The organism is Oleiphilus sp. HI0079 (genome assembly GCF_001635105.1).
In genome coordinates, this window is sequence record NZ_LWFT01000225.1 from 1 (window position 1) to 995 (window position 995).

A 995-nucleotide genomic window follows, 5' to 3' on the forward strand; every position below is an offset into this window, starting at 1 on the left:
CTTTGGGTTTTATGGACGAAGACTTGGTTGAACGGTTTCTGGGAACCTTTGAAGCAATGGGCGGTACATGGATTGGGAATCGCACCGTTGAACAGGTCGAATGGGATGGGGTTTCGCAGGTGATTACGCGGTGTAATGACGGTTCAGAGTATTCGAGTTCGAAGTTATTGGTGGCGGCTGGACGTGAAGCGAACATTGCAGAGCTCGGTTTAGACGCCTTGGATTTGGTTCTCAGTGAACATGGTCATATTCGGGTTGATGAATATTTGCGTACGAGCATTGAGAATATCTTCGCGGCTGGCGATGTTATTGGCCCGCCTTCGCTCGCATCTGCATCGATGGAGCAAGGGCGCAGAGCGAGTTGTAATGCGCTCGGTATTGAAGTCGGTGCGATGTCGTCATTGATCCCTTCAGGGATCTATTCGATACCAGAGTTGTCGGGAGTTGGCATGACAGAGCAGAGTGCGAGAGAGCAGGGCGAGATTATTGTTGGAAGCGCGCGCTTTGATGAGATTTCTCGGGGTCAAATTAGTGGTATACGAGATGGTTTATTAAAAATCATTTGCGATGCGAAAGGTGAAAAAATACTCGGCGTTCAGATTGTCGGAGAAGGTGCAACAGAATTAGTACACATTGGGCAAATGGCGATTTTAAGCGATAGTCCTGTTGATATCTTTGTTGAGAACATCTTTAACTACCCAACGTTGGCTGAAGCGTATCGGGTGGCGGCACTGTCGGTTATTGGTCAGCGAAAGGGAGGCAGCTAGCGCCTTTCAAATAGAAAAAACCCAAGACAATGTCTTGGGTTTTTCACTACAGACAGGCTTACTGAAGAAGTTGAAGAACTTCTAGGCCGGCTGCTGTATGAACGGCAGTCGTCGGGTGCACGCCGTCAAAGAAGACAAAACCATCACATGCAGGAAGATTTGAAAAGTCTTCAATACAACCATCCGTTGTATTGTCAAAGCCGAGCATTTCAGCATCTTCAATCTGGT

1 protein-coding gene is annotated in these 995 nt (G+C 47.7%); it reads left to right on the forward strand.

Going from position 1 to position 995, the window contains the following annotated elements; genetic code table 11:
• Window positions 1–767 (forward strand): FAD-dependent oxidoreductase (locus tag A3750_RS03390; protein WP_197474851.1); only part of this gene is annotated, 767 nt, incomplete at its 5' end.
• Window positions 768–995 lie beyond the last annotated feature (228 nt).